We start from the raw sequence: 17,866 nt of genomic DNA, 5'->3' as shown, positions 1-17,866 counted from the left end.
GAGGAGGACTCATGACCACCGTCCAGGCACCCACTGCCGGCATCATCGCGCCTCCGCAACGCGCGTCCCGTGACACCGGTATCGACTTCGTCCGGGCGCTCTGCGTCCTCGGCGTGGTCCTGCTCCACTCGATCATGGTGGGCGTCACCGTCGACGCGGCCGGCCCCGTGTTCGAGAACGCCAGCGACGGTACCGGGTGGATCGCACCGCTGAGTTGGCTCCTCCAGGTGATGCCGCTGTTCTTCGTCATCGGCGGGTTCTCCGGGCTCCTCGCCTACCGTCGGCTGCGGGAGCGCGGCGGGAGCGCCCTCGGGTTCGTGGCCGGGCGACTGCATCGTCTGCTGCGACCCGCCGTCTTCACGATCGCCATCGTCGGCGTCGGGCTCGCGCTGCTCACGGTCTTCGGTGTACCCGCCGATCTGATCGCGACCGCGGGCTTCCGCTACGGTCAGCCGCTCTGGTTCCTCGGCGTCTTCCTCCTGTGCCAGGCGCTGCTTCCCGCATTGGCCGCCGCCCACGAGCGCGCCCCCTACCGCACGATCGGTGCTCTCGTCGCGGCATCCATCGCCGTCGACGTGTTGCGCGCCGCGACCGGGCTCGAGGGCCTCGGCTTCCTGAACCTCGCCTTCGTGTGGATGACGCTGCAGCAGCTGGGGTTCTTCGTCGCCGACGGACGCATCGGGCGTCTGAGTCGACGCGTCCGGGCCACCGCGGGCCTCGGTGCCCTGCTCCTGCTCGTTGCAACGTTCCTCACCGGGGTGTACTCCCCCGACCTCATCGCCAACATCAACCCGCCGACTGCGGCCCTCCTGCTCGTCGGCGTCGCACACACCAGCCTGCTCTCCCTGCACCGCGAACGCATCGAGCGGTTCAGCCGCCGACCGCGCGTGGCGGCATTCACGGCGTTCGTGACGGTGCGCACCATGACGATCTATCTCTGGCACATGCCTGTCCTGCTGGTGATGGCCGGCGCGACCGCCGTGAACGCCCTCGTCACGGGCGTCGCGCTCCCGTCGCTCGACAGCGCGGACTGGTGGGCGGCCCGACCGCTCTGGCTCGCGACCGCACTCGCGCTGACCGCCCTCGTCGCCGTGGCCTTCACCCGGTTCGAGTCGCAGCCCGCGCCACAGGCCACCGGTTCGCTACCCCGCGTCGTCGCGGGAGCACTGAGCGGCCTGGTCGGTGTCCTGATGCTCCTGGTACTCGGCACATCCGTCGCGACCGCTCTGATCGCGGTCGCCCTGATCCTCGCGGCGCTCCGACTCGCGTCTCAGACGACGCCGCTGCCGCCGGTCGGAGTGCGCACGCTCGTCCCCGCGTAGGGTCAGCCCAGGCCCCGTGCTGCCAGCGCGTCGCCGACATCGTCCGCGTGTCGGAGGGCGAGAACGAGCAGGGGCACCACGGCGCGCACGCCCAACCGCACGTCGCGGGCTCGCGACGCATCCCGCACGCGCTCCGCGAAGCCGGCGATCACGGGGATCGTCGTGATCGTGAGCGAGATCGTGAGCGCCACCGCGTCGGGATCGACTCCCCATCGCTGGAACGGGCGCAGGATGCCCTGCAGCACCTCCACGAGATCCGCCATCCGGGTCGTGAGCGTCAACAGGCTCGCGAGCAGGAGAATCGTCACGACGCGTCCCGTGCCGACCCACGCCGCGAGAGGCGAGACGAAGACCCCGAGCGCCGCGGCGAGCACGACGATGATCCAGCGCAGACGCCAGATCTCGAGCAACGGCACCCGGATGGGCATTCCCCCGATGCCGTACAGCGCGAGGACCGCCGCGAGCGAGATGGCGATGCTCACCGCGTCGTGGGGGTACAGCGACAGAACGAGTGCTCCGATCGCCAGCGCGGCGAGCTTGAGCCCGGCAGGAGCGCGATGGAGGATGCTGCTTCCGGGACGGTAGAGCGCGATCATCCGCACGCTCGACGATAGGCCGCGATCACGGTCGACGGCTCTCCGGACGCCGTGACCCGCCCGTCTTCGAACAGCATCGCGGCCTCACAGCGCGCGGCCAGTTCGAGGTCATGTGTCACCACGACGACCTGGGCCCGCTGCGCCAGGAGCAGGTCGCCGATGCGTCGGGAGTTGCGCAGGTCGAGGAGTGTCGTCGGCTCGTCCGCGACGATGAGCTGCGGTTCGGTGGCCAGCACTGCGGCCAGGGCGAGCATCTGCTTCTGGCCCCCCGACAGGCTGGATGCGGGGACATCTGCGTGGTCTGCCAGACCATGCACGGCGAGGGTGTCTCTGACGCGATCGGCGATCTCGGCCTTCGCCCGGCCGCGCAGGGACAGCGCGATGTCTTCGGCCGGGGTGGGCATGAGGATCTGCGCATCGGGGTTCGTGAACACGAATCCGAAGCGGCGGCGGAGGGCGGCGCGGTCACGCATCGTGTCGAGGCCGTGCACCCTCACCTCGCCGGCGCTCGGAGTGACGAGTCCGTTCAACAGCCGGGCGAACGTGGACTTCCCCGACCCGTTCGCACCGATCACCGCGATCGTCGGAGCCGTCAGCGAGGCGGTGACCTCTCGCAGCACGGGGCGGCCGTCGAGCACCACCGAGACCGCGTCCACGGCGATCGTCGCGACACCCGTCTCTCGTGTGCGTGTCATGCGGATCCCTCCGACGCGTTTCTCCTGAACACCGTTCACCTGAACGTCGTTCACTATAATCGGAGGATGAGCCCGGAGACGAATCAGGCACGGCACGACCGCGACAGCGTCGCCCGGAGCGCGCTCGCCCTCCTCGACGAAGTCGGGCTCGCCGACCTCTCGATGCGGCGCATCGCCGCCCGCCTGGATGTACAGCCCAGTGCCCTCTACTGGCACTTCACCAGCAAGCAGGAGCTGCTCGCCGAACTCGCCGACCGGATCACCGCATCGATCCCCCGCGGCAGCGACGGCGTGCTGGCAACCGCCCGAGGCATCCGCGACGCCCTCTTCACCCACCGCGACGGCGCCGAACTGGTCCTCAGCACCTACGCCCTGCAACTCGGCTCCTCGCACGCGCAGTCGGTGCTGACCGCGGCACTGGAGGCCCACGGGGCATCCGACGCCGCTGACCGGGGCGCGGCGATCCTGCACTTCGTCCTCGGACACGCCACCCTCGTGCAGCAGCGCATGCACGCCGACAGCCACGGTGCGCTGCCCACCGCCGGGGAGATCGACGTCACGGCCGGCCTCGACCGTGTCTTCGACCTCGGAGTGACTGCGCTCGCGGGGGTGCTCAGCGCACCGGCGACTCCGCCGCGTGCCCGAGCCTGAGTCCGGGCACGATCGCGAGAGCGACGAGTCCGACGCAGAAGGCGAACACCGCACCGAAAGCACCCGCCTCACCTCCGAGGGATGCCACCGCGAGACCGGCCAGCGCGATCGCGACGGCCGAACCGGTGGCGTCCGAGATCGACAGGGCAGAGGAGTTGAATCCCTGATTCGTCTCGTCCGAGTACGCGAGCGTCAGGACGGTCAACCGCGGGTACAGCAGCCCCATCCCGCCACCGGCGAATGCCCAGCCGAGCACCACCACCGCCGCCGAGACGTCGAAGAGCGCGGCGACGAGGACACAGAGCAGCGCCACCAGGAGCGAGCCGAGACTGATCAGCGTGATGCGGTGATTCCCCAGACGCTCACCGTATCGCCCCTGCAGCGCCGAGGCGCCGGCCCAGGCCAATGCCGCCAGCATCAGTGCGACTCCCGCCCACGTCGCACTGAAGTCGAACTTCTTCATCAGCAGGTACGGGATGTAGGCCTCAGCGGCGAAGAACGCACCCGCCACGATGCCGCGCATCAGCACCACGCTCGGCAGCCCCTGGCCCGCGCGCAACGTGCGCCGTGGCAGCAGCGGGAGCACGGCGAGGCCGATCGCGACGACGGCGCCGAGCGCGACCGGCCAGCCGACCGACGGTGCCATGTCGGCAGAGAAGCCGACCACGACGGCGAGAACGGCCACGACCACGGCGAGTGCGAGGCGCACGACGAGGGCGCGTCGATCCTGCGGCTCACCATGCCCCAAATCGACACCGCGGAGCCGCACCGCGATCATCACGAATGCGGCGCCCGTCAGCACCGCGACGCCCAGGAACGCCCATCGCCAGTCGAGGTACTCTGCGACGGCCCCGGCCAGGAATGGTCCGACCATCGACGGCACGACCCAGGCCGCGGCGAAGGCGGCGAAGATCCTGCCGTGCAGATGAGGCGGATACAGCCGCGCCACCACCACGTAGAGCGCAACGGTCTGCCCGCCGGTGCCGAGCCCCTGGACGAGTCGTCCGATCAGGAACTGATGCATCGTCACGGCGAAGCCCGAGACGAGAAGACCGACGATGAAGAGTGTGACGGCGACATACAGGGCGCCGCGCGGTCCGCGCGCGTCCGACCACGCGCCCGTGGCGACCATGCCGATCACACTCGTCGCCAGGGTGCCGGCGAAAGCCACGGCGTAGAGGGCCTCGCCGTGGAGAGCCTCGCTGACGATCGGCATGACCGTCGTCACCGCGAGTGCCTCGATGGCGGCGAGGAAGATCAGGGCGACCGCGCCGAGGGTCACCCAGATGCGTTGGCGGTCCCAGATCGTCGCGGCGTCGACCGGAGTCGTCATCGGCCCACGAGCGCCGCGATGCGCTCGATCGCCTCAGTGATGATCTCCGGGGAGGTGCCGAAGTTCAGTCGCACATGGCCCGCACCCTCGGCGCCGAAAGCCGGTCCGAAGTGCAGGGCGACCTTCGCGTCGCGCAGGATGCGTCGCGCGGGATTGTCACCCCAGTCGAGCGCGGTGAGGTCGATCCACGCGAGGTACCCGGCGTCCGGGATGCGATAGCGCGCACCCGGCAGGTGAGCCGCCAGAAGGTCCTCGAGCAGCACTCGATTCTCATCGAGGGTGCGCAGCAGCCCATCCAGCCAGGGGTCGCTCTCTTCCGAGAACGCGGCCACGGCGGCGAGCAGACCGAACTGTCCGGTACGCCACTCCACCTCGACGGGCAGGCCGCGCACGACCTCGCTCGTCGCGTCGTCGGCGGTGACCATCAGGGCACACTTCAGACCTGCGAGGTTGAACGCCTTGCTGGCGCTGACGACTGCATAGCCGACGCGCCGGGCCGCATCGCTCACGGCGAGGAACGGCGTGAACCCGGTTCCCGGTTGCGCGAGCGGCGCATGGATCTCGTCCGAGACGACGGCCGCCCCGAACTCATCCGCCAGGTCCGCGAGCGCGGCGAGGCTGTCGCGGTCATGCACCGTGCCGGTCGGGTTGTGCGGGTTGCAGAGCAGGATCGCCGTCGCTCCGTCGTCGAAGGCCGCACGGATGCCGTCGAGATCGAGTTCCCATCGGGTTCCCGTGTCACGCAGGGGGACGCGCTCCACCTCTGCGCCGGCCTCGGCGACCAGGTCGTAGAACGGCGGATACACCGGAGGGGTCACGACGACCCGCTCCCCCGGCTGCGTCACACGGCGGAGGATCTCCACGATCCCCATGCTCACGTCCGCCGTGCTCCGCATGCGCGCGGGGTCGGGCTCCCAGCCGTAGCGTCGGTTCGCGAAAGCGGCGAACGACTCGGCGAGCGGCGTCCGCGATGCGACATACCCGGTGTCACCGATCTCCACGGCGCGCCGCAGCGCATCCGAGATCGCCGGCGCCAGCGGGAAGTCGGTCTCGGCGACGAACAGCGGAAGCACATCGTCCGGGTACTCACGCCACTTCTCGCTGCTGCGCTCGCGGAGCTCCGCCAGAGGCAGTGCCTTCACCTGAAGCATTCGTTCTCCCGAGGTTCCGAAACGCGTCATCGTCGTATCGTCGGATCCGACGCGCGCGTCGTCGTGCCGCCTCGCGGCAGCGGTCCCGTGCGGATCAGATCGCGAAGCCGAGCGCGCGCATCATGTCGCGCCCGTCGTCCGTGATCCGCTCCGGACCCCACGGCGGCATCCAGACCCAGTTGATGCGGAATCGATCGACGACGCTGTCCAGAGCCTGAGCGGTCTGGTCCTCGAGCACGTCGGTGAGCGGGCAGCCCGCGCTGGTCAGCGTCATGTGGATGACGAGAGCATCGTTCTCGTCATCCCAGGCGAGGTCGTAGATGAGGCCGAGGTCGACGACGTTGATCCCGAGCTCGGGGTCCATGACGTCTTTGAGAGCCTCGGTGACCGCGTCGTACTTCTCGTCCGTGAGGGTCGCTGTCATGCGATCAGCCTACGCCTCGATGGGGGCTGCAGGGTCGAGGAAACGGTCGTATCCCTCGTTCTCCAGCCGGTCTGCGAGCTCGGGGCCGCCCTCTTCGACGATCTTGCCCGCGACGACCACGTGGACGAAGTCGGGGCGGATGTAGCGGAGGATGCGGGTGTAGTGCGTGATCAGCAGCACGCCGAGGCCGGTGGACTCCTTCGCGCGGTTGACGCCCTCGGAGACGATCTTGAGCGCGTCGACGTCGAGACCCGAGTCGGTCTCGTCGAGGACTGCGAACTTCGGCTTCAGCACCTCGAGCTGCAGGATCTCGTGGCGCTTCTTCTCGCCGCCGGAGAAGCCCTCGTTGACGTTGCGCTGCGCGAACTTGGGGTCCATGCGCAGATTCGACATGGCCGCCTTGACGTCCTTGGTCCAGCCGCGGATCGCCGGTGCTTCGCCGTCGAGCGCGGTCTTCGCCGTGCGGAGGAAGTTCGTCACCGTGACTCCCGGGATCTCGACCGGGTACTGCATGGCGAGGAAGAGCCCGGCGCGGGCGCGCTCGTCGACCGTCATCTCCAGGACGTCCTGGCCGTCGAACGTGATCGAACCGGAGGTCACCGTGTACTTCGGGTGACCGGCGATCGTGTAGGCCAGGGTCGACTTGCCCGAGCCGTTGGGGCCCATGATGGCGTGGGTCTCACCGGTGTTCATGGTGAGGTTGATTCCGTTGAGGATCGGGGTGGTCCCCGCATCGGTCTCGACCGTCACATGCAGGTCGCGGATCTCGAGAACAGACATTCTTCAAACTTCCTTAATAACAGTCGGATCGATGAGCACGTCGTCGCCGTCGATCTGGACGACGTAGACCGGGACGGGCTCATATGCGGGGAGATTCTGGGGCTTGCCGGTGAGCAGCGAGAACGCGGAGCCGTGAGCCCAGCACTCCACCGTGTCACCTTCGACGAAGCCTTCGGACAGCGAGATGTCGCCGTGGGTGCAGGTGTCGCCGATGGCGTGGATGACTCCCTCGCCGTCTTTGATCACCGTGATCGGCACGCCGCCCGGATCGACACGCAACGGCATGTCCTGCTCGAGGTCGGCGACTCCGCAGACGCGTTCGGCGGTCATGCACTCACCTCGGCCAGCTCCGTCTCGATCGCCGCCAGAAGCTCGGCCTCGAGGGCGGGGATGCCGAGGCGCTGCACGATGTCGGTGAGGAAGCCGAGCACGACGAGCCGACGTGCCTCCTCCTCGCTGATACCGCGCGCCTGCAGGTAGAACAGCTGCTCGTCGTCGAAACGACCCGTCGCACTCGCGTGTCCGGCGCCGAGGATGTCGCCGGTCTCGATCTCGAGGTTCGGGATCGAGTCGGCGCGGGCGCCCTCGGTGAGGACCAGGTTGCGGTTCGCCTCGTAGGAGTCGGTGCCCGTGGCGTCGGCTCCGATCAGCACGTCGCCGATCCAGACGCTGTGTGCGCCCTGCCCCTGCAGCGCACCCTTGTAGAGGACGTCACCCTTGGTGTGCGGTCCCTTGTGGTGCAGGTACACCTGGCTCTCCAGATGCTGCCCGGCGTCTGCATAGGACAGGCCGTAGAGGTACCCCTCGGAGCCTGCGCCTGCGAGCTCGACGTTCGGGTTGACGCGCACGACGCCGCCGCCGAAGCTCACGACGAAGTGCTTGAGCGTCGCATCCGCACCGACCCGTGCCTGGTGTGCAGACGCATGGACCGCGTCATCCGCCCACTGCTGCAGGCTGATGACCGACAGCTTCGCGCCGTCGCGGACGATGATCTCGACGTTCTGTGCGTACTGGGCGGACCCGGTGTGCTGCAGGACGACGGTCGCCGAGCTGTGCTCGAGCGCCTCGATCACGATGTGCGCATCGGCACGACGGTCGGCTCCGAGACCGGCGATGGAGACGAAGATCGGCTCTGCGACCTCTTCCTCGCGCGGGATCCGCACGTGGAGGGCCTCGACGGATCCCTGCCAGGCCACGGCCGCGGTGACGTCTTCGGCGAGGAAGACCTCGCCGCGGGGGGCGGTACCGATCGCGAGCGGCGCGGCGATGTACTGCTCCCCCGCGTTGATCGTGTAACTCACACCGTCGTTCTGCGGAGCCACCTCGAACAGCGAGGTGAGCTGCGCGACGGGTGTGTGCTTCCAGTTGACCTCGCGCCCGGTGGGGGCGCCGAAGTCGGCCGGCTCGAAAGAGTGCGGACGCTCGGAGCGGGTCTGCACCGGGACGAATCCGGCCGCGGCCACCTGGGCGGCGGGGTCGATGTGCGCGTTCGTGTGCTGCGCCTCGGCAGGCGCTGTCGTAGCGGCGGTCACTAGCCGACCGATCCTTCCATGCCCATCTCGATGAGCTTGTTCAGTTCCATCGCGTATTCCATCGGCAGTTCCCGCGCGATCGGCTCGATGAAGCCGCGCACGATCATCGCCATCGCCTCGTCCTCGGGCATGCCGCGGGACTGCAAGTAGAACAGCTGCTCCTCGCTCACCTTCGAGACCGTGGCCTCGTGGCCGAGCTGCACGTCGTCGACACGGATGTCGATCGCCGGATAGGTGTCGGAGCGGGACTTCGTGTCGACGAGCAGAGCGTCGCAGCGCACGGTGTTCGCGGAGTGGTGTGCCGCGGCGTCCACGCGCACCTCACCGCGATAGCCGGCACGTCCTCCGCCGCGGGCGATCGACTTCGAGACGATCGACGACTGCGTGTAGGGCGCCATGTGGATCATCTTCGCGCCGGCGTCCTGGTGCTGACCGGGACCGGCGAAGGCGACCGACAGGGTCTCGCCCTTGGCGTGCTCGCCCATCAGGTAGATCGACGGGTACTTCATCGTCACCTTGGAGCCGATGTTGCCGTCGACCCACTCCATGGTCGCACCCTCGTACGCCACGGCACGCTTGGTGACCAGGTTGTAGACGTTGTTCGACCAGTTCTGGATCGTCGTGTAGCGAACGCGGGCGTTCTTCTTCACGATGATCTCGACGACGGCCGAGTGCAGCGAGTCCGACTTGTAGATCGGGGCCGTGCAGCCCTCGATGTAGTGGACGTAGCTGTCCTCGTCGGCGATGATCAGGGTCCGCTCGAACTGGCCCATGTTCTCGGTGTTGATACGGAAGTACGCCTGCAGCGGGATCTCGACGTGCACGCCCTTGGGGACGTAGACGAAGGAGCCGCCCGACCACACGGCCGTGTTCAGCGCGGCGAACTTGTTGTCACCGGCGGGGATGACCGAGCCGAAGTACTCCTCGAAGAACTCGGGGTGCTCGCGCAGGGCCGTGTCGGTGTCCATGAAGATGACGCCCTGCGCCTCCAGGTCCTCGCGGATCTGGTGGTAGACGACCTCGGACTCGTACTGGGCTGCCACACCGGCCACGAGCCGCTGACGCTCGGCCTCGGGGATGCCGAGGCGCTCGTAGGTCTCGCGGATCTCGGCGGGAAGGTCTTCCCACGTCTGCGCCTGCTTCTCGGTGGAGCGGACGAAGTACTTGATGTTGTCGAAGTCGATCTCGCTGAGGTCGGCGCCCCAGGTCGGCATCGGCTTCTTCCCGAAGAGCTGGTACCCCTTGAGACGGGTCTTCAGCATCCATTCGGGTTCGCTCTTGAGTGCAGAGATTCCTCGCACGACCTCTTCCGAGATCCCGCGTTTGGCGATGGCGCCGGCGGCGTCTTCATCGTGCCAGCCGAATTCGTACACCCCCAGACCGTCAAGCTCCGGGCGGTCGATCAGTACATCCGACATCCAACACTCTCCTCACAGGTCCCAAACGGTGTCATCCGCCCCGACACACCTGATCCCCGTCGAGTCTGCGGGAGCGGGTGCCGTTGGTGGGCCCTCATCACCGGCGCTTCCATCGCGCCTAAACTGTTGTCGATGCTTCAGCGCGGTCAGCGCTCATCGCAACAATCCGATTCTACAGGTTCCGCCTGACAGACGGGCCATGCCCGCAGGTTCCAGCGCGGTCCGGAGGACTAATGCCCGAGACGACGATCCCCGCCTCCACTCCGACGCAGACGGCTCCGCCCCGTTCTGCTCCGTGGGGACGCGCGCTGACGGTCTTCGCCTGGCTCTCCTTCCTCAGCGAGACCATCATCATCGGCACCGGCGGCGCGGTGCGCCTCACCGGATCGGGCCTCGGATGCTCCGACTGGCCGCTGTGCACACCGGACTCCCTGGTCCCGATCCTCGAAGTGCAGGGCATCCACGGCATCATCGAGTTCGGCAACCGCCTGATGACGGGTGTGGTGGGGATCATCGCGCTGGCGGTCGTGCTGCTGGTCCTGCACCTCTTCAGCGGGAAGCGCGGCCTGGTCACCGCGCTCTGGTTCGCCGCCGGCGGCATCGTGGCGGCCGTCGCCGCGTTCGGCATCGCCGCCCCCCTGCACTTCCCGGCCTCCCCCATCGCGCTCGGCGTGCTCTTGATCGCCGTCATCGCGGCGGCGGTCCGCTCCATCCGCACGACGCCCTCCCGACGTGACCTGGTCCTACTGGCCTGGCTCGTGCTCATCGGCGTGGTCGCCCAGGCGCTCGTCGGCGGCATCACGGTGCTGACAGGCCTCAACCCCTTCATCGTGGGCTTCCACTACACCTCGTCCCTGCTGCTCGTCTGCATCACGGCGGCGTTCCTGGTGCGCCTGAAGACGGACGGCGGACCCCGTGAGCGCGCGGTTCCCGCGTGGTTCGCGGCTGTCACCCACGTGACCGGCCTCGCACTCGCCGTGACGATCGTCTTCGGCGTGCTGACGACCGGGTCGGGTCCCCATTCCGGCGACGCGGATGTGCTGCGGCACGGCTTCGACGCGACCGTGCTCGCCCACGTGCACTCGTGGCCCGGCTACATCCTGGCCGCCCTCGTGCTGTTCCTCACGGTCGCCGCCTGGGCGCTGCGCCTGGAGCCGCGGCGCTGGCTGCTCGTCCTTGTGCTGGCGATCCTGGTGCAGGTCGGTGTGGGGGTCTGGCAGGCACGTGAGGGACTCCCTCCGCTGCTCGTCGGCATCCACATGGTGCTCGCCTCGCTCTCGGCCGCCGCGTACACCGTGGTCGTGCTCCATCTGAAGCGCCGGGTCCCCGCCGAGGCCTGACCCCGCACAGGCGATCCACAGCTCGCACATCGCCGACTCATCAGCGTGTCCGCGATCGTGGACGACATGAACAAGTCACTCTCACGCAGCATCGGATTCTGGCTCCTCCTGGTCGTGTCCCTCGCCACGACAGCTGTCGGCGGATGGCTCATCTCCGGTCAGATCGGGACGATGACGACCACCCTGCTCGACGGCACGGCCACGGGCGTCGAGGTATACGTCGGCCAGTCTCTCGTCGTCGTGGGCGCAGGCGTCCTCGCGGCCGGAATCGTCGGCATCCTGCTCACCCTCGGGCTCGTCGCGGCACGCTCTCTCGTCCCCGCTCCCGCCCCGGCCGTCGTCGAGGCGATCGACTGGACCGCCGAGACCGCACAACCTCAGGCCGCGGCCGAGACCGCAACGTCCGAAACCACCGCATCCCTCGAGGCAGCGCCGACGTACGACACGGCGACAGTCGACGAGGTGCCCGCCGCTGACGCGCACGACACCGCTCGGGACGACGCTCCCGCCGGCGACGCGAAGCCGGACGACTCGACGATCACACGCTGATCTTCTGAGCGGAAAGAACGACGGAGCGGCGCCGAGGAATCGGCGCCGCTCCGTCGTTTCAGAAGCTTCGGGTCAGAACGGCAGCAGCGGGTCGATCGCGACCGCGACGAAGATCAGCGTCAGGTAGGTGATCGAGGCGTGGAACACGCGCATGGGCCGCGGCTCGGTGCCGTGGACGGCACGGTTGTAGAGCCGGTGCGACTCGTAGATGAACCATCCGCCGAAGACCGTGGCGGACACGGTGTACACCAGACCCATGTTGGCGATCGGGACGAGGAGCAGAGAGCACGCCACCGTCGCCCACGCGTAGAGGATGACCTGGAGGCCGACCTGCGAGGCGTTGCGGGTGACACCCAGCATCGGCACGTCGACGTCTTCGTAGTCGTCCTTGTACTTCATCGACAGCGGCCAGTAGTGCGGCGGCGTCCAGAGGAAGATCAGGAGGAAGAGGACGAACGCCGGCCAGTCGAGCGAGCCGGTGACGGCGGACCAGCCGATGAGCACGGGGAAGCACCCGGCGATGCCGCCCCAGATGATGTTCTGCTCGGTGCGGCGCTTGAGGATCATCGTGTAGATCACGACATAGAAGAAGATGGCGGTCGCGGACAGGGCTGCGGCGAGCCAGTTGGTCGTGGCGAGCAGCCAGACCGTCGAGACGATCGCGAGCGTCCAGGAGAAGATCAGCGCGCCGCGCGGGCTGATCTCGCCCGTGACCAGCGGTCGATTCTCGGTGCGATGCATGTGCGCGTCGATGTCACGATCGAGGTACATGTTGAATGCGGCGGCGGAACCGGCGCTCAACGAGCCGCCGATGACGGTCGCCAGCACCAGCCACAGGTTGGGCAGTCCGCCCTGCGCCAGGAACATCACCGGAACGGTCGAGACGAGCAGAAGCTCGAGGACACGCGGCTTGGTCAGCGTGATGTAGGCCTTCACCGTGCGACCGATGGACGACTTCCTCACGGTCTGATCAGACATCGTCGAGATCTCGATCGCCTCCTCCGCACATGTGACCGGACAACCTCTCCAGTCTATGACACCGGATGACGTCATCCGCGCCGTCCGCTCGCGTAGCACGACAGTCGTCTTCGCTATGCTGAGAGCACTCGCGCGCCCGGCGCTGCGCACACCCCTCCACCCGTCTCCGCGACGGTGCAGGATGCGCCAGGGAAGTTGCGGATGCGCCAGGGAATAAGGGCGCCCTCGAAACTGTCGGAAAGGGCATGAACGTGTCGGAATTGCAGTGGGATGAGATCGATCGACGCGCGGTGGACACCGCCCGAATCCTGGCGGCCGATGCCGTCGAGAAGGTCGGTAACGGTCACCCCGGCACGGCCATGAGCCTCGCTCCGGCCGCGTACCTCCTCTACCAGCGCGTGCTGCGCCACGACCCGACCGACGTCGACTGGCTGGGCCGCGACCGCTTCATCCTCTCTGCGGGACACTCCTCGCTCACGCAGTACGTGGAGCTCTACCTCGGTGGCTTCGGACTGGAGCTCGACGACCTCAAGGCACTGCGCACCTGGGGTTCGCTGACGCCGGGCCACCCGGAGTACGGCCACACCAAGGGCGTCGAGATCACCACCGGCCCGCTCGGCCAGGGCCTCGCCTCCGCCGTCGGCTTCGCCTACGCCGCCCGCTACGAGCGCGGCCTGTTCGATCCCGAGGCGGACGCCGGCACCAGCCCGTTCGATCACTTCGTCTACGTGGTGGCCGGCGACGGCGACCTGCAGGAGGGCGTGACCAGCGAGGCCTCCTCGCTCGCGGGCCACCAGCAGCTCGGCAACCTGATCGCCATCTACGACTCCAACCAGATCTCGATCGAGGATGACACCAACGTCGCCTTCACCGAGGACGTCGCGAAGCGCTACGAGGCCTACGGCTGGCAGGTGCAGACCGTCGACTGGAAGAAGACCGGTGAGTACGTCGAAGACGTCGCCGAACTGTTCGCCGCGATCGAGGCGGCCAAGGGCGAGACCTCGAAGCCGTCGCTCATCATCCTCAAGACGATCATCGGATGGCCGTCGCCCGGCAAGCAGAACTCCGGCAAGATCCACGGTTCCGCTCTCGGAGCCGACGAGCTCGCTGCCACGAAGAAGGTGCTCGGCTTCGACCCCGAACAGACCTTCGTGGTCGCCGACGACGTACTCGCCCACACCCGCGGTCTCGCTGCTCGTGCCGCCGAAGCCCGCGCCGCCTGGCAGGAGTCCTTCGACGCCTGGGCCGCCGCGAACCCCGAGAAGAAGGCGCTCCTCGACCGTCTCGAGGCACAGGAGCTCCCCGCCGACATCACGGCCGCGCTCCCGGTGTTCGAGTCCGGCAAGGAGGTGTCGACCCGCGCCGCATCCGGCCAGGTCATCAACGCCCTCGCCGCCGAGCTTCCGGAGCTGTGGGGCGGTTCGGCCGACCTCGCCGAGTCGAACCTCACCACGATCAAGGGGGCGCCGTCGTTCATCCCGGCCGAGTGGTCGACCCATGAGTGGTCGGGCAACCCGTACGGACGGGTGCTGCACTTCGGCATCCGCGAGCACGCCATGGGCGCGATCGTCAACGGCATCGTCCTGCACGGCAAGACGCGCGCGTTCGGCGGCACGTTCCTCATCTTCAGCGACTACATGCGTCCCTCGGTGCGTCTCGCCGCCCTCATGAACATCCCGAGCATCTTCGTCTGGACCCACGACTCCGTCGCCCTCGGTGAGGACGGACCGACGCACCAGCCGATCGAGCAGCTCGCGACGCTCCGCGCGATCCCGAACTTCACGGTCGTCCGCCCCGCCGACGCCAACGAGACCTCGGCCACCTGGCTCGAGATCCTCCGTCGCCACGAGGGACCGGCCGGCATCGCGCTGACCCGCCAGAACATCCCGGTGTTCGAGCGCGGCGAGGGTGCGGCCTCCGGCGACACGTTCGCTTCGGCGGACAACGCGGCCAAGGGCGCCTACGTCCTCGCCGAGGCGCCGAACGGCACGCCGGACGTCATCATCGTGGCCACCGGCTCGGAAGTGCAGCTCGCCGTGAACGCCCGCGAGGCGCTGGCCGCCGACGGCGTGAACGTCCGCGTGGTCTCCGCTCCGTCGCTCGAGTGGTTCGACGAGCAGGACGAGGCTTACCGCGAGAGCGTGCTTCCCGCATCCGTCACCGCTCGCGTCTCCGTGGAGGCGGGCTCCGTGCTCTCCTGGCGCGGAATCGTGGGCGACCGCGGCCGCTCGGTCGGCATCGACCACTTCGGCGCCTCCGCCGATTACAAGACCCTGTTCGAGAAGTTCGGCATCACGACCGAGGCCGTCATCGCGGCCGCACGCGAGACCATCGCCGCAAACAGCACCAAGGAGAACGCATGAGCACCCCCACCGCACAGCTCGCCGCCGCAGGTGTCAGCATCTGGCTCGACGACCTCTCCCGCACCCGCATCGACTCCGGCAACCTCGCCGAGCTGATCTCGTCGCGCAACGTCGTCGGCGTCACGACGAACCCGACGATCTTCGCGAACGCGATCACCGACAAGAGCAACACGTCGTACGACGCACAGGTCACCGAGCTCGCCGCCTCCGGCGCGAGCGCCGAGGAAGCGGTGTTCGCCGCCACGACCCAGGACGTCGGCGCCGCACTCGATGTGTTCCGCCCCGTCTGGGAGGCCTCGGGACATGTCGACGGCCGCGTCTCGATCGAGGTCTCCCCCGACCTCGCCCACGACACCGCGGGCACCGTCGCTCAGGCCAAGGAGCTGTGGTCGAAGATCGACCGCCCCAACCTCCTCGTCAAGATCCCGGCCACCAAGGCAGGGCTTCCGGCGATCACCGAGGCGATCGCGACCGGCATCAGCGTCAACGTCACGCTGATCTTCAGCCTGGAGCGCTACGCCGAGGTCATCGACGCCTACCTGACCGGTCTGGAGCGCGCACACAGCGCCGATTTCGACCTGTCGAGCATCCATTCCGTCGCCTCGTTCTTCGTGTCTCGTGTCGACACCGAGACCGACAAGCGGCTGTCGGCGATCGGCACCCCCGAGGCCGAGGCGCTCAAGAGCAAGGCCGGGCTCGCGAACGCGCGCCTCGCTTACGAGCTCTTCGAGCAGAAGTTCGCGGAGAAGCGCGCCCAAGACCTGATCAAGCTCGGCGCGAACCTGCAGCGTCCGCTGTGGGCCTCGACCGGCGTCAAGGACCCCGCGCTCCCCGACACCCTGTACGTGACCGAGCTGGTCGCCGACGGCGTGGTGAACACCATGCCCGAGAAGACCCTCGAGGCGACGTTCGATCACGGCGTCATCACCGGCGACACCATCACGGGCGGATACGCGGAGGCGCACCAGGTGTTCGATGACCTCGCCGCCGTGGGCATCGACCTCACCGACGTCACGCAGGTCCTGGAGGATGAGGGCGTCTCGAAGTTCATCGACTCCTGGCATGACCTGCTGGGTCAGGTGGCCGAGGCTCTGGAGTCCCAGCGATGACCTTCTCGATCCATACGTCCGGCGCGGCGAGAGCCGCGATCGATGAGACCGTGCCCAGCCTGGTCCACGATCTCGTCGCCTCGCGCATCACCGGCGGCGACCCCACCCTCTGGGGTGCGGCCGCCGAGGCCGAGGCCGCCGTGCGCCTCGGATGGGTGGAGGCCGTCTCGGTCTCCCGCCCGCTCGTCGCCGAGATCGTCGCCCTGCGCGCCGATCTGAACGCCAAGGGCGTCACCCGCGTCATCCTCGCCGGCATGGGCGGCTCCTCGCTCGCGCCCGAGGTCATCGCGCAGACCGCGGGTGTGCCGCTGACGATCCTCGACTCCACGGCCCCCGGCCAGGTGCTCGCCGCTCTCGACGAGGGGCTCACCGACACCGTGCTGGTCGTGTCGTCGAAGTCGGGCTCCACCGTCGAGACCGATTCGCAGCGCCGCACGTTCGAGGCCGCGTTCCGCGATCTCGGAATCGACCCCGTGGAGCGCATCGTCGTCGTGACCGACCCGGGTTCGCCGCTCGATGTCTCGGCCCGCGAAGCGGGATACCGTGTCTTCAATGCGGACCCGAACGTCGGCGGCCGCTACTCGGCACTCACCGCTTTCGGCCTGGTGCCTTCGGGCCTCGCGGGCGTCGACATCGACGAGCTGCTGAACGAAGCCGAAGCGTCTTCGCTCGAGGTCGCGGTGGACTCCGCCGAGAACCCCGCGCTCCGCCTCGGCGCAGCGATCGCCGCAACGAACCCGCGACGCGACAAGCTCGGTCTGATCACCGACGGCACACACATCAAGGGTCTGCCGGACTGGATCGAGCAGCTCATCGCCGAATCCACCGGCAAGGACGGCACCGGCATCCTCCCGGTGGTCCTGCTCCCGGTCTCTCCTGAACTCGACCCGGTGCCCGCCGACCTGCAGATCGTCCGCCTGGTCGACGACGCCAACGAGTTCCACCTGCACGAGCGCCACGAGGGCGAGATCCTCGTGAGCGGCACCCTGGGTGCGCAGCTCATCGTCTGGGAGTATGCGACCGCGATCGCCGGTCACCTGCTCCGGATCAATCCTTTCGATCAGCCTGACGTGGAGTCGGCGAAGATCGCCGCCCGCGGCCTTCTCGACGCCCGTCCGGAGCCGACTGCTCCGGCATTCGTCGAGAACGGTGTCGAGGTGCGTGTGTCCGACACCGCCCTCGCCGCCTCCGGCACCGTCGAAGGTGTGCTCGATGCGCTCTGGGCCCAGCTCCCCGCCGATGGCTACGTGTCGATCCAGGCATACGTCAACCGCCTCGAGGTTCCGCAGCTCCAGGGCCTGCGCGAGCTCGTCGCGGCGGACTCGGGTCGCCCCACCACATTCGGATGGGGCCCGCGGTTCCTTCACTCGACCGGCCAGTACCACAAGGGCGGACCGGCGCAGGGCGTGTTCCTGCAGATCCTGGAGCGCACCGAGGTCGATCTCGAGATCCCGGATCGCCCGTTCACCTTCGGGCAGCTCATCCAGGCCCAGGCCGCCGGTGACGCGGCCGTGCTCGCCGAGCACGGCCGCCCGGTCGTCACGCTGACGATCACCGAGTCCTCGGACGACGTGCTCGCCCTCTTCGAAGCCGCACAGAAGTAACAGCAGGAGAATCCCCCACCC

Annotated in this window: 17 protein-coding genes; 7 read left to right on the top strand and 10 right to left on the bottom strand. The window is 68.3% G+C overall.

The window, feature by feature from the left end; genetic code table 11:
- Positions 1–11 precede the first annotated feature (11 nt).
- Positions 12–1,322 (top strand): acyltransferase family protein, encoded by a 1,311-nt coding sequence (locus tag GZ67_RS0112150; protein WP_029261762.1) that lies wholly within the window; start codon positions 12–14, stop codon positions 1,320–1,322.
- 2 nt (positions 1,323–1,324) lie between these two features.
- On the opposite strand, the gene GZ67_RS0112145 is transcribed toward GZ67_RS0112150, so the two are convergent.
- Together GZ67_RS0112145 and GZ67_RS0112140 are read right to left on the bottom strand one after the other, a co-directional pair.
- Positions 1,325–1,918: an energy-coupling factor transporter transmembrane component T family protein gene (locus GZ67_RS0112145; protein WP_029261761.1), complete on the bottom strand. Its 594-nt coding sequence runs from the start codon at positions 1,916–1,918 to the stop codon at positions 1,325–1,327.
- Positions 1,915–2,613: an energy-coupling factor ABC transporter ATP-binding protein gene (locus GZ67_RS0112140; RefSeq protein WP_029261760.1), complete on the bottom strand. Its 699-nt coding sequence runs from the start codon at positions 2,611–2,613 to the stop codon at positions 1,915–1,917. The genes GZ67_RS0112145 and GZ67_RS0112140 overlap by 4 nt, the downstream gene beginning before the upstream one ends.
- A gap of 66 nt (positions 2,614–2,679) precedes the next feature.
- Between GZ67_RS0112140 and GZ67_RS0112135 the strand changes: the two genes are divergently transcribed.
- A complete protein-coding gene (locus tag GZ67_RS0112135; RefSeq protein ID WP_029261759.1) occupies positions 2,680–3,264 on the top strand; it encodes a TetR family transcriptional regulator in 585 nt (194 codons plus the stop codon).
- On the opposite strand, the gene GZ67_RS0112130 is transcribed toward GZ67_RS0112135, so the two are convergent.
- The 7 genes from GZ67_RS0112130 to sufB form a co-directional block, all read right to left on the bottom strand.
- Positions 3,227–4,597 carry an MFS transporter gene (locus GZ67_RS0112130; RefSeq protein WP_029261758.1) on the bottom strand — a complete coding sequence of 457 codons (1,371 nt, stop codon included), beginning with the start codon at positions 4,595–4,597 and terminating at the stop codon, positions 3,227–3,229. The two genes, GZ67_RS0112135 and GZ67_RS0112130, sit on opposite strands and share 38 nt — an antisense overlap.
- The gene (locus GZ67_RS0112125; RefSeq protein WP_029261757.1) at positions 4,594–5,748 is read right to left on the bottom strand and encodes a MalY/PatB family protein; all 1,155 of its coding nucleotides are present in this window, start codon (positions 5,746–5,748) and stop codon (positions 4,594–4,596) included. The genes GZ67_RS0112130 and GZ67_RS0112125 overlap by 4 nt, the downstream gene beginning before the upstream one ends.
- Before the next feature lie 94 nt (positions 5,749–5,842).
- On the bottom strand, positions 5,843–6,172 hold the full coding sequence (locus tag GZ67_RS0112120) for a metal-sulfur cluster assembly factor (protein WP_021200756.1): 330 nt from the start codon (positions 6,170–6,172) through the stop codon (positions 5,843–5,845).
- Between the two features lie 9 nt (positions 6,173–6,181).
- Positions 6,182–6,952, bottom strand: a complete 771-nt coding sequence (sufC, locus tag GZ67_RS0112115) for a Fe-S cluster assembly ATPase SufC (protein WP_029261756.1) — start codon at positions 6,950–6,952, stop codon at positions 6,182–6,184.
- A 3-nt stretch (positions 6,953–6,955) separates the two neighbouring features.
- Positions 6,956–7,282 (bottom strand): non-heme iron oxygenase ferredoxin subunit, encoded by a 327-nt coding sequence (locus tag GZ67_RS0112110; protein ID WP_017830403.1) that lies wholly within the window; start codon positions 7,280–7,282, stop codon positions 6,956–6,958.
- Positions 7,279–8,484, bottom strand: a complete 1,206-nt coding sequence (gene sufD, locus GZ67_RS0112105; RefSeq protein ID WP_029261755.1) for a Fe-S cluster assembly protein SufD — start codon at positions 8,482–8,484, stop codon at positions 7,279–7,281. Before sufD ends, GZ67_RS0112110 begins: the two co-directional genes overlap by 4 nt.
- A complete protein-coding gene (gene sufB / locus GZ67_RS0112100; protein ID WP_029261754.1) occupies positions 8,484–9,902 on the bottom strand; it encodes a Fe-S cluster assembly protein SufB in 1,419 nt (472 codons plus the stop codon). The genes sufD and sufB overlap by 1 nt, the downstream gene beginning before the upstream one ends.
- A 233-nt stretch (positions 9,903–10,135) precedes the next feature.
- Here sufB and GZ67_RS0112095 point away from each other — a divergent pair, with 233 nt between their 5' ends.
- Positions 10,136–11,242, top strand: a complete 1,107-nt coding sequence (locus tag GZ67_RS0112095; protein WP_029261753.1) for a COX15/CtaA family protein — start codon at positions 10,136–10,138, stop codon at positions 11,240–11,242.
- Between the two features lie 66 nt (positions 11,243–11,308).
- On the top strand, positions 11,309–11,791 hold the full coding sequence (locus tag GZ67_RS0112090; protein ID WP_029261752.1) for a hypothetical protein: 483 nt from the start codon (positions 11,309–11,311) through the stop codon (positions 11,789–11,791).
- A gap of 72 nt (positions 11,792–11,863) precedes the next feature.
- Here GZ67_RS0112090 and GZ67_RS0112085 read toward each other — a convergent pair whose 3' ends face one another.
- Positions 11,864–12,769, bottom strand: a complete 906-nt coding sequence (locus GZ67_RS0112085) for a heme o synthase (RefSeq protein WP_029261751.1) — start codon at positions 12,767–12,769, stop codon at positions 11,864–11,866.
- 251 nt (positions 12,770–13,020) lie between these two features.
- Between GZ67_RS0112085 and tkt the strand changes: the two genes are divergently transcribed.
- Genes tkt through GZ67_RS0112070 form a run of 3 tightly spaced genes read left to right on the top strand, consistent with a single transcriptional unit; the run spans position 13,021 to position 17,845 of the window.
- Entirely contained in the window at positions 13,021–15,132 is a 2,112-nt protein-coding gene (gene tkt / locus GZ67_RS0112080; protein WP_029261750.1) for a transketolase, read from the top strand.
- Positions 15,129–16,241 carry a transaldolase gene (gene tal / locus GZ67_RS0112075; protein WP_029261749.1) on the top strand — a complete coding sequence of 371 codons (1,113 nt, stop codon included), beginning with the start codon at positions 15,129–15,131 and terminating at the stop codon, positions 16,239–16,241. The genes tkt and tal overlap by 4 nt, the downstream gene beginning before the upstream one ends.
- Positions 16,238–17,845 carry a glucose-6-phosphate isomerase gene (locus GZ67_RS0112070; protein ID WP_029261748.1) on the top strand — a complete coding sequence of 536 codons (1,608 nt, stop codon included), beginning with the start codon at positions 16,238–16,240 and terminating at the stop codon, positions 17,843–17,845. The genes tal and GZ67_RS0112070 overlap by 4 nt, the downstream gene beginning before the upstream one ends.
- Positions 17,846–17,866 lie beyond the last annotated feature (21 nt).

The organism is Microbacterium sp. Cr-K20 (assembly GCF_000708325.1).
Lineage (GTDB): Bacteria > Actinomycetota > Actinomycetes > Actinomycetales > Microbacteriaceae > Microbacterium.
This window is presented reverse-complemented; position numbering and strand designations above follow the sequence as displayed.

Excerpts from the sequence above, each read along its gene's own strand:
- GZ67_RS0112150 (WP_029261762.1), top strand. The coding sequence starts at position 12 with ATGACCACCGTCCAGGCACCCACTGCCGGCATCATCGCGCCTCCGCAA.
- GZ67_RS0112145 (WP_029261761.1), bottom strand. The coding sequence starts at position 1,918 with ATGATCGCGCTCTACCGTCCCGGAAGCAGCATCCTCCATCGCGCTCCT.
- GZ67_RS0112140 (WP_029261760.1), bottom strand. The coding sequence starts at position 2,613 with ATGACACGCACACGAGAGACGGGTGTCGCGACGATCGCCGTGGACGCG.
- GZ67_RS0112135 (WP_029261759.1), top strand. The coding sequence starts at position 2,680 with ATGAGCCCGGAGACGAATCAGGCACGGCACGACCGCGACAGCGTCGCC.
- GZ67_RS0112130 (WP_029261758.1), bottom strand. The coding sequence starts at position 4,597 with ATGACGACTCCGGTCGACGCCGCGACGATCTGGGACCGCCAACGCATC.
- GZ67_RS0112125 (WP_029261757.1), bottom strand. The coding sequence starts at position 5,748 with ATGCTTCAGGTGAAGGCACTGCCTCTGGCGGAGCTCCGCGAGCGCAGC.
- GZ67_RS0112120 (WP_021200756.1), bottom strand. The coding sequence starts at position 6,172 with ATGACAGCGACCCTCACGGACGAGAAGTACGACGCGGTCACCGAGGCT.
- sufC (WP_029261756.1), bottom strand. The coding sequence starts at position 6,952 with ATGTCTGTTCTCGAGATCCGCGACCTGCATGTGACGGTCGAGACCGAT.
- GZ67_RS0112110 (WP_017830403.1), bottom strand. The coding sequence starts at position 7,282 with ATGACCGCCGAACGCGTCTGCGGAGTCGCCGACCTCGAGCAGGACATG.
- sufB (WP_029261754.1), bottom strand. The coding sequence starts at position 9,902 with ATGTCGGATGTACTGATCGACCGCCCGGAGCTTGACGGTCTGGGGGTG.
- GZ67_RS0112095 (WP_029261753.1), top strand. The coding sequence starts at position 10,136 with ATGCCCGAGACGACGATCCCCGCCTCCACTCCGACGCAGACGGCTCCG.
- GZ67_RS0112090 (WP_029261752.1), top strand. The coding sequence starts at position 11,309 with ATGAACAAGTCACTCTCACGCAGCATCGGATTCTGGCTCCTCCTGGTC.
- GZ67_RS0112085 (WP_029261751.1), bottom strand. The coding sequence starts at position 12,769 with ATGTCTGATCAGACCGTGAGGAAGTCGTCCATCGGTCGCACGGTGAAG.
- tal (WP_029261749.1), top strand. The coding sequence starts at position 15,129 with ATGAGCACCCCCACCGCACAGCTCGCCGCCGCAGGTGTCAGCATCTGG.
- GZ67_RS0112070 (WP_029261748.1), top strand. The coding sequence starts at position 16,238 with ATGACCTTCTCGATCCATACGTCCGGCGCGGCGAGAGCCGCGATCGAT.